14 protein-coding genes are annotated in these 16,380 nt (G+C 62.3%); 8 read left to right on the forward strand and 6 right to left on the reverse strand.

Annotated features, from left to right (window positions below; genetic code table 11):
- Window positions 1-48 precede the first annotated feature (48 nt).
- A complete protein-coding gene (locus ACMFWR_RS23935; RefSeq protein WP_413197175.1) occupies window positions 49-795 on the forward strand; it encodes a GntR family transcriptional regulator in 747 nt (248 codons plus the stop codon).
- A gap of 117 nt (window positions 796-912) precedes the next feature.
- Here ACMFWR_RS23935 and ACMFWR_RS23940 read toward each other — a convergent pair whose 3' ends face one another.
- The 4 genes from ACMFWR_RS23940 to ACMFWR_RS23955 all read right to left on the reverse strand — a co-directional run bounded on the left by ACMFWR_RS23940 (window position 913) and on the right by ACMFWR_RS23955 (window position 3,714).
- Complete coding sequence (locus ACMFWR_RS23940) at window positions 913-1,797, reverse strand: alpha/beta fold hydrolase (RefSeq protein WP_413197176.1); 885 nt, start codon at window positions 1,795-1,797, stop codon at window positions 913-915.
- A gap of 90 nt (window positions 1,798-1,887) precedes the next feature.
- Window positions 1,888-2,277, reverse strand: coding sequence for a VOC family protein (locus tag ACMFWR_RS23945; protein ID WP_413197177.1), 390 nt, complete (start codon window positions 2,275-2,277; stop codon window positions 1,888-1,890).
- A 36-nt stretch (window positions 2,278-2,313) separates the two neighbouring features.
- Entirely contained in the window at window positions 2,314-3,207 is an 894-nt protein-coding gene (locus ACMFWR_RS23950; RefSeq protein ID WP_413197178.1) for a LysR family transcriptional regulator, read from the reverse strand.
- 75 nt (window positions 3,208-3,282) lie between these two features.
- Window positions 3,283-3,714, reverse strand: a complete 432-nt coding sequence (locus tag ACMFWR_RS23955) for a lysozyme inhibitor LprI family protein (RefSeq protein WP_413197179.1) — start codon at window positions 3,712-3,714, stop codon at window positions 3,283-3,285.
- 369 nt (window positions 3,715-4,083) lie between these two features.
- On the opposite strand from ACMFWR_RS23955, the gene ACMFWR_RS23960 reads away from it, so the two are divergent.
- Window positions 4,084-6,360: a TonB-dependent siderophore receptor gene (locus ACMFWR_RS23960; protein WP_413197180.1), complete on the forward strand. Its 2,277-nt coding sequence runs from the start codon at window positions 4,084-4,086 to the stop codon at window positions 6,358-6,360.
- Window positions 6,361-6,461: 101 nt separating this feature from the next.
- On the opposite strand, the gene ACMFWR_RS23965 is transcribed toward ACMFWR_RS23960, so the two are convergent.
- Both ACMFWR_RS23965 and ACMFWR_RS23970 read right to left on the reverse strand, forming a co-directional pair.
- Window positions 6,462-8,327 carry a CPBP family intramembrane glutamic endopeptidase gene (locus ACMFWR_RS23965; RefSeq protein WP_413197181.1) on the reverse strand — a complete coding sequence of 622 codons (1,866 nt, stop codon included), beginning with the start codon at window positions 8,325-8,327 and terminating at the stop codon, window positions 6,462-6,464.
- An 89-nt stretch (window positions 8,328-8,416) separates the two neighbouring features.
- On the reverse strand, window positions 8,417-9,040 hold the full coding sequence (locus ACMFWR_RS23970; RefSeq protein ID WP_413197182.1) for a glutathione S-transferase family protein: 624 nt from the start codon (window positions 9,038-9,040) through the stop codon (window positions 8,417-8,419).
- A gap of 329 nt (window positions 9,041-9,369) precedes the next feature.
- Here ACMFWR_RS23970 and ACMFWR_RS23975 point away from each other — a divergent pair, with 329 nt between their 5' ends.
- From ACMFWR_RS23975 to ACMFWR_RS24000, 6 genes are all read left to right on the forward strand, one after another.
- The gene (locus tag ACMFWR_RS23975) at window positions 9,370-10,314 is read left to right on the forward strand and encodes an ABC transporter substrate-binding protein (protein ID WP_413197183.1); all 945 of its coding nucleotides are present in this window, start codon (window positions 9,370-9,372) and stop codon (window positions 10,312-10,314) included.
- A 127-nt stretch (window positions 10,315-10,441) separates the two neighbouring features.
- Window positions 10,442-11,989, forward strand: a complete 1,548-nt coding sequence (locus ACMFWR_RS23980) for a sugar ABC transporter ATP-binding protein (RefSeq protein ID WP_413197184.1) — start codon at window positions 10,442-10,444, stop codon at window positions 11,987-11,989.
- Between the two features lie 24 nt (window positions 11,990-12,013).
- Window positions 12,014-13,042, forward strand: a complete 1,029-nt coding sequence (locus ACMFWR_RS23985) for an ABC transporter permease subunit (protein WP_413197185.1) — start codon at window positions 12,014-12,016, stop codon at window positions 13,040-13,042.
- 1 nt (window position 13,043) lies between these two features.
- Window positions 13,044-14,750, forward strand: coding sequence for a ribulokinase (locus ACMFWR_RS23990; RefSeq protein WP_413197186.1), 1,707 nt, complete (start codon window positions 13,044-13,046; stop codon window positions 14,748-14,750).
- Window positions 14,735-15,424 (forward strand): L-ribulose-5-phosphate 4-epimerase AraD, encoded by a 690-nt coding sequence (gene araD / locus ACMFWR_RS23995; protein ID WP_413197187.1) that lies wholly within the window; start codon window positions 14,735-14,737, stop codon window positions 15,422-15,424. The genes ACMFWR_RS23990 and araD overlap by 16 nt, the downstream gene beginning before the upstream one ends.
- A gap of 149 nt (window positions 15,425-15,573) precedes the next feature.
- The gene (locus ACMFWR_RS24000) at window positions 15,574-16,368 is read left to right on the forward strand and encodes a DeoR/GlpR family DNA-binding transcription regulator (protein WP_413197188.1); all 795 of its coding nucleotides are present in this window, start codon (window positions 15,574-15,576) and stop codon (window positions 16,366-16,368) included.
- The last annotated feature ends 12 nt before the right edge of the window (window positions 16,369-16,380 follow it).

Consider the following 16,380-nt stretch of genomic DNA (forward strand, 5'->3'; position numbering starts at 1 on the left):
ATGCGATTTGTGATATATCATGCTAGTCGTTAAGATCGGAGATCACAAGTGGGTAGAACGAGAAAAGATGCGATTGCCGACGCGACGGTTGCAAAGGCGGCCGCGGAAACGCCTGCAGAAAATTCGACGGCAACCGAGACCGCGGGAGGCGGCGCGCGCCTGAGCGATATTGCGTATGAGCGGATTCTCGAGGGATTATTTGAGCGCAAGCTGCCTGCGGGTGCATTCGTTTCGCAGAACGAACTCGTTCAGCTTCTGGGTATACCCGTAGCGCCGCTGCGCGATGCGTTGCGCGTGCTCGAAGCCGAAGGCGTGCTGACGATTCACCCGCGCTCGGGCATTCAGTTCATCAAGCCGGGGCTCGAACTCACGCGTGCGACATATCAGTTTCGCAGCATCATCGAGCGCGCGGCGATCCGTGTGTTCGCCGAAACCGCGGATGAAGAATCGATTCGGTCGCTTGAAAAGCGACACCTTGCTTTGGTGACCGCGATCGAGAAGCAGGGACTCAACGCGCAGCACCTTGCGGATGTCGAAGCGCTCGAAACCTCGCTGCACCATGCCGTGATTACGTCACTCGGCAATCCGCTCGTCGAGAACAGTTACCGGCGCATGCACAATTATCTGAAGCTGCTGCGGCTTGAACGCAAGTTGACCGCTCCGCTCGTCTTGCGCACGCTCAAGGAGCACCTTGCGATTCTCGACGCCTGTCGCGCACGCGACCCCGATGCCGCCGAAGCGGCCGTTCAGGCGCACTTTACGGCAGCACTGCAGCGCAATCTGGGGATGTACTAACCGAATTGCCGAACGGCGGAACTGGAAGCGTCTGAGACATCAAGAGTTCCGGTCGACGCCGTCATACTGCCTGACGGGCTGACGGCCCGACTGCCAGGCCGTCGCGTCAAGATGCCCTTATTTCACACTCAGGTGCTCGATGATCGCCCGAGCCACAACATCGGGTGCTTCTCGTGGCGGGAAATGTCCAACGCCGTCGATAACGAGGCGACGATAGCCCCGCGTGAAGTGCGCATCGAGCCCCTCCGATGAGGCCGGCTCGTCGCACGTGTCTTCGCGGCCCTGAATCATGAGCGTCGGAACATCGACCGTATCGGTGGCCGCGATCTTTGCGCGCGACGCTTCATAGCGCGAATCCGAGGGCTCATCGGAACGCCAGCGCCGGCGATATGCATTCAACGTAATCGCGACCCAGTCCGGATTGTCGAAATCAACGGCGGTCCGATCGAATTCGGCGTCGTCGAACCATCCCGGTGGCGCCCACGTATCCCACTGAATACGCGCGAAGCCCTTGGGATCGGAGCGGATTGCCTCGGGCCCGCCATCTAGCGACATAAACCACTGATACCAGTGCTTGCGCGCTTGCGAGAAGGCTGGCAAAGCAAAAGTGCCGCGCGGCTGAAACGCTAGCGCAAGTGACACGATTCGGCGAACGTGCTCGGGAAACAAGACAGCCATCGTGTAAGCCGTCCGACCGCCCCAGTCGTGGCCGACCACATCAAAGCCGTCAATGCCAAGCCGCTGCATCAGATCAAGCCCGTCGTGTGCAAGCGCCACGCCCGATCCGTCACGCACCGTCTCAGCAGACAGGAATCGCGTGGGCCCAAAACCGCGCAGCCACGGTATCAGTGTCCTGAACCCTGCTTCGTTGAGCCGACTCGCCACCGGCACCCACGCCCGCGCCGAGTCTGGCCAGCCATGCAGGAGCAACACGGGCGGTCCGTCCTTCGGTCCGCTTACTGTGTAGCCGATATGCAATACGTCTGTTTCGACGGCTTCCATCCACACCTCCTTTCGGGGCGAGGCTGAGTCAAACGTCCTGAAGCAAACGTTCCGAATCGAGCGTTCCGAATCAGGCGTCAAGCCAGATCATCAGCGCCCGTCCAAAATGAAATTGAGCTCAATGCCATTGCCTGCCGGGTCGACAAAGAAGATCTGTCGTTGCGAGGTCAGCGGTACGTCGTCAACCGAATACCGCACGTTGAATTGTTCTAGACGGTCGACCGTGCCTGCGTAGTCGACACACGAGAATGCAACGTGATCGAAAGTATTCGTCACGTTAGGCGGTCGCACTTCGCCGACGGACGCCTCGGAAAGATGAAGCACGGCCTGTTGTCCGGCATAGAGCCAGTATCCGTAGCTTCCGAAAGGCGGCCGATGACCCGCTTTCAGGCCGACAACTTCGACGTAGAAATCGCGCAAGGTGTCGAGCGTTTGACGGCTCGCGCGAAGGTTGTAATGATTGAGTCCTTGCACTGACATAGACGCCACCAGCCGGGTCGACACGAAGCAGACATTCTACGGCGCATGCTCGACGAGCGTGCGCTCCACGAAATCGACAAAAGCACGTGCCTTCGATGTAACAAGGCGTCCTGCGGGAAACACGGCCCACAGATCGATCGGCGGCAAGGCCCAGTCCGTCAGTACGGGCACGATCTCGCCCGAGGCCAGCTCGGGCGAGAACATCCATGTCGACACAACAGCAAGACCCATATCAGCAAGCACGGCGGAACGAATACCTTCGGCGGCGCCGACCCGTACACGCCCCGACAGGGTCACGGACACTTCCTTGCTATTGCGGGTGAACGACCACGTGGGTCCGTTGCCTCTTCGCGAATACAGGATCGCTTCGTGGCGGCTCAAGTCAGCCGGCGTACGCGGAATGCCGGCCGCTTCGAAATAAGCGCGCGTGCCGACGACGATCCGCGATCCTTGCGCAATGCGCCGGGCAGTCATGTTCGAATCGGCGAGATCGCCCATCCGAAGCGCGACGTCCATGCCCTCCTCGAGCAGATCGATATCCCGGTCGTCGAGTTCGACGTCGATGTCGAGTTCGGGGTGCGCATCCATGAACGCCTTCAATGACGGCATCACATGCAGGCGTGCAAATGTGACGGCAGCGGTAACTCTGAGGCGGCCGGTCAGACCCGATGACGTTGAACGGGCTGCGAGGTCGGCTTCGTCGGCCTCATCGAGCGCGCGCTTCGCGTGCTCGTAAAAGCGTTGCCCTGCGTCGGTCGGCGTCAGACCGCGCGGCGAGCGCAACAGCAAGCGCGTGCCAAGCCGCTCCTCCAATTGCGCGACGGATTTCGACACCGCTGGCTGGCCGAGCTGCAAGGTGCGCGCCGCGCGCGAAAACGACCCGGCCTCGACAACGGTCACATAGGTCTGCATGGCGGCAAAGCGGTCCATGGTTCGCTCCGGGGAAAGTGCGCATCATGCGCGGCTTCGAATGTCGGCGCATTCTAGCTCCGACACGCATCCCGGCTAAGGTAACCAGATCTGCTGCAACTCGTCCGTGCGCTCTTCCGTCAGATCGGTCATGCAGGACTCAGTCATCGCTTCGCGCGACGGGCCCTGTTCGAAGAGGGTGTTCTGCACCTTGCAATCCGCGTCACGGAACTTGAGCCATGCGCGCTGCGACGCGATCAGCGCCGATTTCGCCTGCGCGTGCTTGTCGTCGGTACTTAACAGGTTCAATGCTGAACGATAGGCGTCATTGAGTTTGGCGTCGGCATCGACGAATGCGCTACGGGCGCACGAAGCGGAGTCGGCGCCTGCCGCGTCTTGCTGGCAGTCGCTGTCCTGCGCGTACACCGCCTGCGCAAGCAAGAGCATGGATGCCAAAGCAAAGCCGCTCAGCACGCGCTGCTTGGAGCGGTTCAGACCGTTTTTATTGTTCAGAAACAGGCGCGCCATGATGCCGGATTCGATTCCCCGTTAATCGAGCGCTGATCTTCGCACAGCCACAAAAATTCAAAGCCTCGAAAAGCGAGCCCAACGCGCAAACGCTAGGTTTCGACGGAAAACGCAGAAGCTGCGCGCCAGGCTATGCCCTCGCGCCGACATAGAAGGCACGCGCCGCGCAGGCATCACCCTTTATTTCAGTTACATGACGCTATGCAAGCAACCTTACACAGCGCAAGGCCATCATTTTCTTTCGGGCCGTAATCCTCTATAAATGCGAACCATTCTCATCTAACAAAGAGATCGGCGATTGTGTTGCCTGCGGAACCGTAGGAAGCGTCAGAGCCGTCGTCGCTCTCACGCACACTCCGGGGATTGCACATGCATCGCACGACCACGACCCACGGCTGCTTACGCACGCCGTTTGCCAGAAAGGCGCTCGTTGTCCACACACTGCTCGCCGTGAGCCTCATCGGCCTGGGCGCCCGCGTGTCCTTTGCGCAAAGTGCAACCCGAACAGCAACACAACAAGCAACGACGCAAGACGCCACAACACCCGAGGCAGCAGCACAGACGAGCACGGCACAGCCCGCGAACTCCGGCGTCAACACGGATGCCGCGCCAAAATCGGCTGCTGACGCAAACGTTCAACAACTGCCGGAGGTGACCGTCACCGGTCAAAAGACCAACGGCTTCGCGCCCGCCACTGTCGAAACCGGCCCCTATAAAGGACTCGATCCGCTCGACGTGCCCGCCACCGTGAATGTCGTCACGCGCAGCCTGATGGACGCCCAAGGCGATACAGGGCTTTACGACGCGCTACGCAATGTCGCCGGCGTCACGCGCCAGCAGCTCAGCGGCCTCGCCTACGACAACCTCGCGATCCGCGGCATCCCGCTAGACAATCGTGCGAGCTATTACTTCAACGGCGTGCTGCCGATCGACAACAACATCTGGATGCCGATGGAGGACAAGGAGCGCGTCGAAGTGCTCAAAGCTGCCTCCGCGCTGTACTACGGCTTCGCCGCGCCCGCCGGAATCGTGAATATGGTGACCAAGCAGGCTGGCCCCGATCCGGTCACCAGCCTCTCGCTGCTCGGCGATTCGAATGGTTCGTACGGTGCTGCCGTGGATATCGGCCGCCGCTTCGGCGCGGACAATCAGTTCGGCCTCCGCGTGAATGCGATGGATGAGCATGTCGAAACGCCGATCGACAACGATCATGGCTATCGCAAGTTCATCAGTGCTGCGTTCGACTGGCGAGTCAATTCTCGCCTGAAGCTCCAGTACGACATGGAGCACATCGAGACGAGCATCGTCGAGCAGGCCGGCCTGACGCCGCTTGCCGCCAATAAAAACGGGGTGATCGTCCTGCCGGCGATTCCCGACCCGAGCAAGCTGCTATCAGGCCAGAACTATCCGACGCGTGCGAGCGCCGATACGAATCTCTTCCGTCTCGACTATGCACTCTCCGATAACTGGAGCGTCAACGCGTCCGTTGGCGAGTCGATCACGCGTCGCGACCGCTGGAACTGGGTCTTCCAGAAATACAACGTCACGACGGGCGCCGGCACGGTGCAGGCCACGCAACAGAACGGGCAGCGCTATCAGAACGAAATCGTTCGCATTGAAACCAATGGCGTGTTCAAGACGGGGCCGATTTCGCACGACCTCACTTTGGGCGTTTCCCAGGACTGGATGTATCAGCCGAATTTCACGTCCTATACCTATACCGCGGCGCAGAACCTCTACAACCCCGTCGACATTGAAACGCTCAAGCCAAGCGGAACCTCGAAGCCTTTCTACGCGCAGCATGTGAAGAACGGCGGCGCTTACATTTACGACCGGATCGAGCTCACGCCGCAACTTCAGTTCATTCCCGGCGTACGTCAGTCCGAATACTCGACATCCCAGGCCGGCACGCCGAACTCCGATATCAGCAAGACCACGCCGTCGGCGAGCCTGGTTTATCGCATCACGCCCAATACGAGCGTCTACGCAAGCTATGTCGAAGCACTCGAGTCGGCGGGCAGTGCGCCGTCGACCGCAGAAAACGCCTATGCGATCCTGCCGGCGGTGGTCAGCAAGCAAGAAGAAATCGGCATTCGCACACAGTTGTCGAGTGGGGTACTCGCCTCGCTGGCCCTGTTCAACCTGCGCCAGCCATCGGCCGATACGAATGACGACAACGTCTACGTCCTCGACGGCACCGCGCGATATCGCGGCATCGAGTTCTCATTGCAGGGCGATGTGACGAAGGACCTGTCGTTGACAGGCTCGGTGGTGTATCTCGACGCGAAGCAGGTTGCAGCCTCCGACCCGACGTTGCTCGGCAAGGTGCCCGAGAACGCAGCGCACGTCACGGCGAACGTGTTCGCGAACTACCGCGTCGCCTTCGTGCCGGGCCTCTCGGTCAACGGTGGCGTCTACTATATCGGCCCGCGTGCGGTGAATGACGCGAACCAGGCCTGGATCGGCGGCTACACGCTCTACACGGCAGGCCTTCAATACACGACGAAGATCCTGGGCAAGCGCGCGACGTTCCAGGCGAATCTCGAGAACGCAAGCAACAAGCGCTACTGGAGTTCGGTCGGATCGAGCCAGATCGGCGTCGGACTGGGCCGCACGCTCGAGCTGACGTCAACGTTCGACTTCTAAGGGGATACGTGACGCGCGGAGCGCGTGCCGTCGCCAACGTGACCGGGCAAGATACGGACGCCGGCGCGCGCCGAAAGCAGCACGCCGCACGCCGCGACCGACTACCCGCGAACCACGCCGAACAGGAAAATCAGATTGTTCACGCCGTGCACCGCGATCGACATCGACAGCCCGCGCGTCTTGCGCGCGAGCCATCCGCACACGGCGCCAAGGGCGAACAGATACACGAAGTAGCGCATCTCTCTGTGCATGGCCGAAAAGACCGCGGCCTGCACGACATTCGACCACTCGAAGCTCAGATGCCGTGTGAGTCCGCCCAGCAGGAAGCCACGGTAGACGAGTTCTTCAACGATCGGAACGATCACGCAGGTCAGGACGGCCGCGAATCCGACACCGCCGAGTGCGAGCGCGCCTTGCGTCAGAATCACGCCGGGCGCGTGCACATCGAGCGAGCCCGCCGTCGGTAGCCTGAAGAGCTCTTGCCGAAGCGGGTATGCCACGCACAGGACGATCGGCATGATCAGCCACTCGGACTCCCATTTGCCTTTGCCCAGCCAGTCGCGCCAGCCGAACAGCCATGCGACGCCGGCCAACAGCACGATCTGCATGCCGAGCGTCCACACCTCGGTCACTGCATAGATTTGCGGCCAGTCAGAACGCGACACACCACTGCCCGTCGTCGAAATCGATGCGCCTCCGATGCGAAACATCGACATGCCGAACAGCGCGACGAAAAACACACCCAGTGCGTACCACGCGTGCCGGAGGCCGACCCGGTCGAACAGCGGCTCCGATACACGTCCCGCGCGCCGGCGCACCGTCCCCCAGTAGTGAACCGGAAACAGCACCAGCCCCGGCATCGCGGCATAGGCCACCAACACACCGAGCATTCCGAGCGCGACGGGGAACAGGTCGGCGCGGAAAATCGCCGCCGGGTTCAGGCGGATCAGATGCGCATACGCCCACGTGAGCGGATACACGGCCTGATTCTGCTGATAGGTTTCGCGAAGCGTCGTTTCGACGGTCGCCGCGTCGTGGGCATCGAACGCGACGTCGAGACGCAATTGGCGGTTCTGCTCCGATTCGAACCGGTTGATCTTCTGCGCGGCGAGCGCAGCGTTCGCGCCCGCGGAATCTCCCGCACGCTGCAGCGCACGCGCCTTCGTAAAGGCATCGATCTTGACGCCGGCCGTCTCCGCGCGTCGCAGCTCGTCGGCCGCAGCCGAGCCCGGCAGGACTTCGAGGGCCGTCCCGATGCGTTGACCTTCGAGCCATGTCTTCGTATCGACGGGCGCCGCCTTGAGTAGTTTCACGGCGTCGGCCTCGCGATGCCGGCCCGCAAGATAGCGCATGGCCTTCGGGAGCCGCTCGCTGCCCGGATCGAGTTCGGTCGCGGCCAGCGCTTCTTCACCGGATTTCGCGTCGTTCTTCTGGAACTGATACAGACGCGACAGCGTGGCATGCAGGCGCGCACGCTGAGGCACCGCCCACGCTTTCGACGCCGGGATCAACGACGTCCCGTACGCAATCCCGTCCGCGCCAAAACGATGCTCGAGCACGAAGAGCCGCACTTCCGGGTCGTCGGGGAACTGCTTGTCGACCGCGGCGCGGCACGCATCGAGATCCTTGCCCGCGGCGTCGCCCCAGCTCAGATCCTCGAGATACGTGAAATGCTCGATAAACCGGCAATGCGCCAGCGCGAGCGCACTGTCCTTCGGGTTGGCGAGCTGTGCTTGCGCATACGCGTCGAGCACCTGCTGATAGGAATGCTGCTCCTGATCGGAAACATGGCCGGCGATCTTGTCCGGCGCTCGAAGCGCATCGACTTTCAGATCGAGCGCCGGCGCCGCGTCGCGATGTGACTGAGCCTGCGACTGCGCGCGAGCCGGGTTCGACATCACGCCGGCGACACAACACAACACCATCAGCAGACGGGTGAACGACGAAAGAGCGGGCGTGCTGCGCATGCGTATGAGTCCGGGCAATGTCTCTTACTGAATATCGCCACGAATTCGCAAATCTTTAGACAAATGCGCGCCCGCCCGACGCTGGCCCGTCACACGTTGCCGGCGCCTCCATACAGCGCAAACGCGGGGCGCCCGGCAAGGCGCTTGTAGTAGTCCGAGACCGCAGGCAGGTCGGGATGATCGAACGGCGTGCCGAACCAGCGATTGACCGACAGGCCGATCGCGACGTCAGCGATGGTGAACTGGTCGCCAGTCACGAACCCTTGGGTGCCGGCGAGGTGTGTGTCGAGAATCGACATGCAGCGCGTCCAGTTGCGAATCGACAGCGCGATCTGATCCTTGTCCTGGTGCGCCGGCGACTGACGAACCAGCCCAAGGAATGCATAGACCCACGAGCGATTGAGATCCGTCGCCTGCCAGTCGAGCCATTGATCGACACGCGCGCGCGATTCGGGGTTCACGGGATAAAGGTGCTCGCCGTTGTAACGGTTCGCCAGATACCGGACGATCGCATTCGATTCCCACATCGCGAACTCGCCGTCACGAATCACCGGCACCTGCGCATTGGGATTCAACGCCAGAAACTCGGGCACATCCGTCGAGCGGAATCCGGAACCCCAGTCTTCGCGCTCGAACGGCACGTTGAGTTCGGCGCAGGTCCACAGCACCTTGCGCACATTGATCGAAGGCGTCTTGCCGAGTATCTGCAGCATGCGGGTTCCCGTGTCGGAGTCGGTAGAAGAGCCGCCCATTCTATCCAGAGTCGACGACCCGATGGCGCTGAAGGCATTCGCGGCCCGGCGACTCCTCTTGGCCAAGATTGGCGCGAGCCAACGCCATGCGGCCTTCGCACGCCGTCTCGGCTCCAGTCCGGAAAGGCACAACCGCGATCACACGCATTCGAACGTCATCGCGCACTGCAGCATCAAAAAGGGCTTGTGTCCCGTTCCAAAATGTTTACTATTGTTCGTTATTGGTTGTTGTTGTTCGTTTTGTTCGGTAGCAATTCAAAATCAAACAATTGGAATCATTGGAGAGAGACATGCTCAAGAGAACACTCGCGTCCGTCGCCGCCTGCTCCCTGCTCGCCCTGGCTTCGGCCGCCCATGCGGGCGACCGCCCGCTGAAGTCGGTCGGTGTGACAGTCGGCGATCTTGCGAACCCCTTCTTTGTCGCGATCGGCCAGGGCGCGACGGAAGAGGCGCACAAGATCAATCCGAACGCCCAGGTCACGGTCGTCTCGGCCAAGTACGACCTGAACACGCAGGTCGGACAGATCGAAAACTTCATCGCCAACAAGGTCGACCTGATCGTGCTCGGCGCCGCCGACTCGAAGGGCATCGCACCCGCCGTCAAGAAGGCTGAGAAGGCCGGCATTGTGGTCGTCGCAGTCGACGTTGCCGCCGAGGGCGCCGACGCGACCGTCATGTCCGACAACACGATGGCCGGTGCCGAGTCATGCAAGTTCATCGCCGAACAATTGCATGGCCAGGGCAATGTCGTCATCGTCAACGGCCCGCCGGTCTCGTCGATCATGGACCGCGTGTCGGGCTGCAAGGCCGAGTTCGCCAAGACGCCGGGCATCAAGGTGCTGTCGGACAACCAGAACGCCGGCGGGAGCCGAGACGGCGGTCTGTCGAGCATGTCGAACCTGCTGACGGCTTTCCCCAAGATCGACGCCGTGTTCGGCATCAACGATCCGACCGCGATCGGTGCCGAACTCGCGATCCGCCAGGCCAAGCGCACGGACGTCAAGCTGATTGGCGGCGTCGACGGCGCCCCGGATGGCGAGCGCGCGCTCAAGGATCCGAAGTCGCTGTTCGCCGTGTCCCCGGCGCAAGACCCGCATCGCATGGCGGTCGAGAGCGTCGATGTCGGCTATGGCCTGATGAACGGCAAGGCCCCCGCGGAGAAGGTCAAGCTGCTGCCGACGCCGCCGGTCACGCGCGCGAACGTCGATTCGTATCAAGGCTGGGTACGCAACTGATGTCGTGATGTGAGGGCTGCCGATAGCGCGTGTTGCGGGCTCCTTCGCCTGCAACGTGCTGCTTCGCGCAGCATCGGGCGTTCATGGCCCGCGCGTCATGAACGTCTCCCCCCTGCGTCCCCTTACGATGAAAAGTCCAATCCTCCAGATGGTCGGCATCGACAAGGCGTTCGGTGCCACCCGCGCCTTGTCCGATATGCGCCTCACGGTCCATCCGGGTGAGATCCATGCGCTCATGGGCGAGAACGGCGCCGGCAAGAGCACCTTGATGAAGGTGCTCTCCGGCGTTTATGCACCCGATCGCGGCGAGATCCTGATCGACGGCAAGCCCGTGCGGCTGCGCGACACCGCAGCGAGCCGCGCCGCGGGCATCAACCTGATTTACCAGGAACTGGCTGTCGCGCCCAATCTCAGCGTCGCCGAAAACGTCTTTATGGGCAGCGAGCCCCGCACGCGATTCGGCTTGGTCGATCACGTCGAAATGCGCCGCCGCACCCAAGAAGTCCTCGCACAACTCGGTGCGAGTTTTCGTGCCACGGACCGCGCAGGCCGTCTGTCGATCGCCGAGCAGCAGCAGGTCGAAATCGCCCGCGCGCTGATCCATCGCGGCCGCATCCTGATCATGGACGAGCCCACGGCGGCGTTGTCCGATCGCGAAACCGAACATTTGTTCAGCGTCGTGCGTCGCCTTCGCGACGAAGGGCTCGCGATCATCTATATCAGCCACCGGATGGCTGAAGTCTATGCGCTTGCCGATCGCGTGACGGTGCTGCGCGACGGAAGCTACGTCGGCGAGCTGTCGCAAGGCTCGCTCGACTCCAACCGCATCGTGCAGATGATGGTCGGGCGCTCGCTCCACGATTTCTATCAGCACGAGCGGCTGTCGGAGGCCGAAGCCGCACAACGCCCGACGATTCTCGAGGTCCGCGACCTCTCGGGCGGCAAGATCCACCCCGCCTCGTTCTCGATCCGGCGCGGTGAGATTCTCGGCTTTGCCGGACTTGTCGGCGCAGGACGTACCGAGCTGGCGCGACTGTTGTTCGGCGCCGACCCCAAGGCATCGGGCGAAATCCGCCTTGAAAATCGCACTGTCGCCACGCCCAATCCACGCGCCGCGATGCGACTGGGTATCGCGTATGTGCCCGAAGACCGCAAGGGCCTCGGGCTCTTTCTTCAGATGCCGGTGCTCACCAACGCGACGATGAACGTCGCCGGACGGCACAGCCGCTTCGGCATCGTCAACGATCGTGTGCTGCGACGCCTTGCAAACGAGTCGGTCAAACAGCTCAACGTCAAAGTCAGCCGCCCCGACGTGATCGTCGGCAAGCTCTCGGGCGGCAACCAGCAGAAGGTGCTGCTTGCGCGCTGGCTCGAGATCAAGCCGAAGGTATTGATCCTCGACGAACCGACCCGTGGCGTCGATATCGGTGCAAAAAGCGAGATCTACCAGATCATCCACAAGCTCGCCGAGGCGGGTGTCGCGGTCATCGTGATTTCGAGCGAGCTGCCCGAAGTCATCGGCGTGTGCGATCGCGTGCTCGTGATGCGCGAAGGTGCGATCACCGGCGAACTCGCGGGCGCCGCACTGACCCAGGAAAACATCATGCGTCTCGCGACCGATACGGAACACGTTGCGCCGGAGCACGCTGCCGCGCTCGCCGCGTCCGGCGCCTAGCACGCATCAGAGGGCACATTCATCATGGCTGAATCCAAAATGCAGGCAAATACAGACCTTGAAGCGCGTCGCACGGCGCGCAAGCCTCACCGTATCGCGGAGTGGACGTTGCAACGGCTCGGCATGCTGCCGGTGCTGATCGTGTTGTATCTGATCTTCTACGCGCTGACGGTGTATTTCAGCGCAGACGGCACGTCGAACTTCGCGACGTCCGACAACACCATGAACATCCTGCGCCAGGTCGCGATCAACCTGGTGCTCGCGGCCGGCATGACCTTCGTGATCCTGACCGCCGGCATCGATCTGTCGGTCGGGTCGGTGCTTGCGGTGTCGGCCGTGCTCGGCATGCAAGTCTCGATCGGGCATGCGGCGGGCTGGTCGATCCCGATGTTCGTGGTGTCGGGCCTCGTGATGGGCATGATCAACGGCGCGATGGTCGCCTTCCTCAATATCAATGCATTTGTCGTGACGCTCGGCACGATGACGGCGTTTCGAGGGGCGGCCTATCTGCTGGCCAACGGCACCACCGTGCTCAATAACGATATTCCGAGCTTCGAGTGGATCGGCAACGGCGATTTCCTTCATGTGCCGTGGCTGATCTGGATCGCGGTCGCCGTCGTGGTCGTGTCATGGATTATCCTGCGCAAGACCGTGCTCGGCCTTCACATCTATTCGGTCGGCGGCAATCTTCAGGCCGCGCGCCTCACGGGGATCCGCGTGGGCTTCGTGCTGTTGTTCGTGTACGCGATCAGCGGCCTGTTCTCCGGGCTCGCCGGCGCGATGTCGGCAAGCCGCCTCTACGGTGCGAACGGCAACTGGGGTACCGGCTACGAACTCGATGCGATCGCCGCGGTCGTGCTCGGCGGCACGAGCCTGATGGGCGGTGTCGGCACGATCTGGGGCACGGTTGTCGGCGCGCTGATCATCGGCGTGATGAATAACGGGCTCACGATTCTCGGTCTGTCGTCGTTCTGGCAATACGTCGCGAAGGGCGCGGTCATCGTGCTCGCCGTCATTCTCGACAAGTGGCGTCAAAAGGGATCGGCGAACTGATATGAATGCCCCGCACTTTTCTTCGGCTGCACGCGGCCCGTTCGTGATCGGCATCGACTTCGGCACCGACTCGTGCCGCAGCCTGATCGTCGACGTTCAGACGGGCGAGCAGGTGTCGAGCGCCGTCGCCTACTATCCGCGCTGGCGCGAGGGCCGCTACTGCGACCCCGCGCGCAATCTGTTTCGCCAGCATCCGCAGGACTATATCGACGCACTCAGGGAAGCGGTGTGCCGCGCCCTCGAGCAAGTCCCCGATACCGTACGCGATGACGTCCGTGCGCTTGCCATCGACACGACCGGCTCAACCTCGGTCGCCGTCGACGAGCACGGTACGCCCCTTGCGCTGCTCGAGCCGTTTCGCGACAACCCCAACGCGATGTTCGTGCTCTGGAAGGATCACACGTCCGTTCAGGAGGCCGACGAGATCAATCGCCTTGCGCGGACCTGGGGCGGTATCGACTACACGCAATACGTCGGCGGCACGTATTCGGCCGAGTGGTTCTGGGCCAACATGCTTCACGTGCTGCGCGAAGATGAAGCGGTGCGCGCGCACACCTATAGCTGGGTCGAGCACTGCGACTGGATGCCCGCGCTGCTGACGGGCACGACCCATCCGCGTGCAATCAAACGCAGCCGGTGTGCAGCCGGTCACAAGGCGATGTGGCACGCGTCGTATGACGGCCTGCCCGCCGAAGAATTCCTCGTACGCCTCGACCCGCTGCTTGCCGGCATGCGCGAGCGGCTCTATCGCGACACCTATACCGCAGACACGCCCGCCGGCGCACTGACGCCCGAATGGGCGGAGGCACTCGGGCTCTCGACGCGCGTCGTGGTCGGCGTCGGCGCCTTCGACGCGCATATGGGTGCGGTCGGCGCCGGCATTCGTCCGTATGCGCTCGTCAAGGTTATGGGCACGTCGACGTGCGACATCGTGATGGCACCGAGTGCCGAGATCGACGGGCGGCTCGTGCGAGGCATCTGCGGACAGGTCGAAGGATCGGTCATCGACGGCATGACGGGCATGGAAGCGGGTCAATCGGCATTCGGCGATGTGTACGCGTGGTTCCGACAATTGCTGGCCTGGCCATTGTCGATGCTCGGCGACAGCCTCGACGGGCAGCGTACCCGCGATGAAATCATGCTGCGCATCCTGCCCGAACTCGAGCGCGAAGCCGCGCGTGAACATCCTCGCGAAACGGGTCTGGTCGCAATCGACTGGCTCAATGGCCGCCGCACGCCGTTCGCCGATCAAACGTTGCGCGGCGCGCTGTTCGGTCTTTCGCTGGGCAGCAGCGCGCCGAAGATCTACCGCTCGCTGATCGAAGCCACTGCGTTCGGCGCCCGCGCCATTGTCGAGCGCTTTCGCGAAGAAGGGATCCGTATCGACGAAGTCATCGCGGTCGGCGGCGTTGCGAGGAAATCGCCGCTCAATATGCAGATCGTCGCCGACGTCTTCGGTCTCGATGTTCGCGTCGCCAAGGCGGATCAGGCCGTCGCACTCGGCGCGGCGATGTTTGCGGCTGTCGCCGCCGGTCTGCACGACAGCATCGAGGCCGCGCAACGACAGATGGGCTCAGGCTTCGAGACGACCTATCGTCCGCGCGCTGATGCCGTCGCGACGTACAACCTGATCTACCAGCAATACCGGGAATATGGCGCCCTGATCGAGCGCCTGACCGAAGGAGCCGCACTGTGTTCACCGAACTGAAACGCGAAGCCTACGAGGCGAACCTCGAGATCCCCAGACAGGGGCTCGCCATCTACACGTTCGGCAACGTGAGCGCCTTCGACGCGGCGCGCGGTGTGTTCGCGATCAAGCCGAGCGGCGTGCCCTACGATCGACTGACACCTGATGCCATGATCGTCGTCGATGTCGACGGGCGCACGGTCGAAGGCCGAGGCCGCCCTTCTTCGGACACGGCTACGCACGCGGTGCTCTACCGTGCATTCGGCGATATCGGCGGTATTTGCCATTCTCACTCGATGTATGCGGTGGCATGGGCGCAGGCCTGCCGGGAGATTCCGATTCTCGGCACGACGCACGCCGATCACCTGACCGCACCCGTGCCGGTCACGCGACCGATGAGCGACGAAGCGATCGAACGCAACTACGAGATCGAGACGGGCCGCCAGATCGTCGAGCGCATGCGTGGCCTCGACCATCATGAGGTGGAAATGATCGTCGTCGCCTGTCATGGTCCGTTCACATGGGGCGGCACCGCGCACAAGGCGGTCTACAACAGTCGCGTGCTCGAAGAGATCGCACACATGGCCTACCTGACCGAAACGATCAATCCGGCCGCGCCGCCGCTCAAGGACACTTTGATCCGCAAGCACTATCTTCGAAAGCATGGCGTCGACGCATACTACGGACAATCCTGACGCGAAGCGTTGAGCTCGATCAGCCCATATGGTCTTGCACGCAGCGCGGTTTACAATAGGCCCCACGGTCAGGCGGTTTTCCGATGCTGATGACCGTGCCGGCCATGCCCGATCGGGCAACACAGCGTCAGCGACTCATTGAATTTTCCATGGAATTGAAAAGTGCGCCCGACGGCGCGTTGGCCGACCATCGACGCGAACTGATCCTCGAAACACTGGCTGAAGGCGGTCAGTGCCGGGTCAGTGATCTTGCCAAACGCTTCTCGTTATCGGAGATGACGGTACGACGCGATCTTCAGGTGCTCGAAGCACAGGGACTGCTGCGCCGCGTGCATGGCGGCGCCGTGCTCGTGAATCCGGATATCGAGTATCCGATCCGCGCGCGCGAGGGCCAGTCGCAGAAGCACCGGATCGGCCGCTGTGCGGCAGGGTTGATCCGCAACGGCATGGCGATTTACCTCGACTCCGGCACGACAGCCATGGAACTGGCGCTCGTGATCAAGGAAGGGTTGCCCGGCGTCAGCGAGCTGTCGATCGTCACCCACGGGATCAACATCGCCATCGAGTTGTCGGGCCACACGACCTATGGCGTGCATCTGATCGGCGGCGAGCTTTATCACAACGGCCTCAGTACCGTCGGACCCGTCGCGCTGACGCAGATCGCGCAGCTGCATTTCGATCTGTTCTTCATGGGTGCGCGCGGCATCGATGCGACCGTCGGCTGGACGAACTCGAACCAGCTCGAAACCCAGCTCAAGCACGCGGCGATTGCACAGAGCCGACAGGTCTGTGCAATCGCGGACAGCGCCAAGTGGGGACAACGCGGCTTCGCACCGATCGTGCCGTTCAACGACATCCCTGTCTGGGTCAGCGATGAAGACCTGCCCGACACTGCACGCGAAGCCGCCGATGCGGCGGGCATGACGCTGATCATCGCGGATTGATGCTTGCGCACG

The sequence above is a fragment of the Pararobbsia alpina genome (assembly GCF_965118125.1).
In the GTDB taxonomy this organism is placed as follows: Bacteria; Pseudomonadota; Gammaproteobacteria; order Burkholderiales; family Burkholderiaceae; genus Pararobbsia; species Pararobbsia alpina_A.